A 2,357-nucleotide genomic window follows, 5' to 3' on the forward strand; every position below is an offset into this window, starting at 1 on the left:
GGGGATTTATCCCCGATGGACTGCGCAGCAGTCCCTGCTTCTTCTGGATAAGAGCGGGGTCGCTTCGCAACCCATCGGGGATAAATCCCCTCGCCACAATTTTGGGTGTGGCGAGGACTTGGGCTCAGTTCAAATGAGTCTTCAACTCAGCCGCCGCCTGACGCACCGCTGCCTTCACCTCAGGAATCTGGCTCAGAGGGTTGAGCAAACCAAAGTCATGAATCATCCCGTTGTAACGCACCGAGGTCACCTCCACGCCGGCCGCATCGAGGTGACGCGCATAGCCTTCGCCTTCATCACGCAGCACGTCGAACTCGGCGGTCTGCACCAGTGCAGCAGGCAAGCCTTTGAGCTGTTCGGCGCTGGCGTTCAACGGCGAAGCATGGATCTGCGCGCGCTCGGCGGGGTTGGTGGTGTAGTTGTCCCAGAACCACTGCATCATGCCTTTGGTGAGGAAATGGCCCTCGGCAAATTGCTGGTACGAACCGTCGTCAAACTGCGCGTTGGTCACCGGCCACATCAACAGCTGGAAGCGCAGTGCCGGGGTTTTCTGTTCCTTGGCCATCAACGCCACAACCGCCGCCATGTTGCCGCCGACGCTGTTGCCGGCCACCGCCAGACGCTTGCCGTCGACACCGATGTCTTTGCCGTGCTCAGCCACCCATTTTGTCGCGGCATACGCCTGGTTGATCGCGGTCGGGTACTGCGCTTCCGGCGACGGCGTGTAATCGACGTACACCGCGACAGCGCCAGAGCCCACCACCAAGTCACGAATCAAGCGCTGGTGCGTCGGGTAATCACCGAGCACCCAGCCGCCACCGTGGAAGAACATGAACACCGGCAACTCACCTTTGACCTTGGCCGGACGCACCACTTTCAGGTTGATCGTCTGGCCATCGACCTTGATCGCCTTGTCGCTGACTTCAACACCGGACAAGTCCACCTTCACCGAAGCCTGCGCACCGGTCAGCACCGCACGGGCGTCTTTCGGGCTGAGTTGCTCAAGGGGTTTGCCACCGCCAGCGGCGAGGGCGTTGAGGAAGGCCTGGGTGTTGTGTTCGACACCGGAGGTCTCGGCGGCGAACGCGTTGCCGATGGACAGGGCGAGGAGGGAAGCGGCGAGGGTCTGTTTAATGTTCATGTTCAATTCCATTTTCGAATGTGTGATGTAGGAGCTGCCGCAGGCTGCGATCTTTTGATCCTGTTTTTGCCTTTTACCCGCGTCACCGCAGATCAAGATCAAAAGATCGCAGCCTGCGGCAGCTCCTGCGTGTTCAGGGTTGTTTTCAAACCGTGAGCACAGATTAATGAGCTGCTCGAAAGCGAAAAAGCGGCTATAAAGCGTTTAACTGTCCACCAGAGAGTGACAATGAACCCGTTCGAAGACATGCGTATTTTTTGCCAGGTCATGGACTCCGGCAGCTTCACCGCAGCGGCCGATCAATTGGGCCTGTCCAAGCAGTTCGTCAGCCGGCGCTTGATGCAGTTGGAGGAGCGCCTCGGCGTGCGATTGTTGAATCGCTCGACCCGGCGCCTCGACGTCACCCCGCTGGGCCAGAGCTACTACGAATCGGCATTGCGCCTGCTGGGCGAAGTCGAACAGGTCGAGCAGGGCATCGCCGGGCAGACCGCCGAACCGCGCGGAACGATTCGCGTGAGCGCGCCGCTGTCGTTTGCCGTCGCGCACCTCGGTTGTCTGCTGCCGATGTTTTTGCAGCGCTATCGCGAGGTCACGGTGGAGGTGGATCTGAGTGATCGGCCGGTTGATTTGCTGGGCGAGGGTTATGACCTGGCGCTGCGCATTGGTGTGCTGGAAGACTCAACGCTGATCGCCCGGCGCATCGCGTCGATCGAACGGGTGTATTGCGCCAGCCCGGCGTATCTGGCCGAACGCGGTACGCCGCTCGAACCGGAAGACTTGCACAGCCATGATTGCCTTCCTTATGGCCATGGTCGCTCGGTGCAATGGCGTTTCAATGCCGGGCAGGGCAAGCCGCTGCTGGTCAACGTCACCGGGCGCATGCGCGTGAACAACGGCGAGTTGCTCAGGGATGCGGCGGTGCAGGGGATGGGGATTACGTATTTGCCGACGTTTATTGTTGGCGCAGCGCTGAAGGATGGCCGGCTGGTGCCGGTGCTGGATGATCTGCGTCCGGAGCCGCTGACGTTGTCGGCGGTGTACCCGCAGCATCGTCAGGCCTCGCGCCCGGTGCAGGCGTTGGTCGAATTCCTGCGCGAACGCCTGAACCAGAACAACGTCGCCCTCTGATCCTTACGCAGATCAAAACTGTAGGAGTGAGCCTGCTCGCGATAGCGTTCGGTCTGTCACAGCTTCAGTGTCTGAATGACCGCTATCG

At 60.4% G+C, this 2,357-nt stretch carries 2 protein-coding genes; one reads left to right on the forward strand and one right to left on the reverse strand.

The genetic code is table 11. The features are described 5' to 3' along the window. Window positions 1-124: 124 nt before the first annotated feature. Entirely contained in the window at window positions 125-1,141 is a 1,017-nt protein-coding gene (locus QMX93_RS30575; RefSeq protein ID WP_282359321.1) for an alpha/beta hydrolase, read from the reverse strand. 228 nt (window positions 1,142-1,369) lie between these two features. Here QMX93_RS30575 and QMX93_RS30580 point away from each other — a divergent pair, with 228 nt between their 5' ends. Beyond that, window positions 1,370-2,269 carry a LysR family transcriptional regulator gene (locus tag QMX93_RS30580; protein WP_053119050.1) on the forward strand — a complete coding sequence of 300 codons (900 nt, stop codon included), beginning with the start codon at window positions 1,370-1,372 and terminating at the stop codon, window positions 2,267-2,269. The last annotated feature ends 88 nt before the right edge of the window (window positions 2,270-2,357 follow it).

Origin of the sequence: Pseudomonas sp. PS01303, from assembly GCF_029959385.1 — a bacterium.
Classification (GTDB): Bacteria; Pseudomonadota; Gammaproteobacteria; order Pseudomonadales; family Pseudomonadaceae; genus Aquipseudomonas; species Aquipseudomonas rustica.

Excerpts from the sequence above, each read along its gene's own strand:
- QMX93_RS30580 (WP_053119050.1), top strand. The coding sequence starts at position 1,370 with ATGAACCCGTTCGAAGACATGCGTATTTTTTGCCAGGTCATGGACTCC.
- QMX93_RS30575 (WP_282359321.1), bottom strand. The coding sequence starts at position 1,141 with ATGAACATTAAACAGACCCTCGCCGCTTCCCTCCTCGCCCTGTCCATC.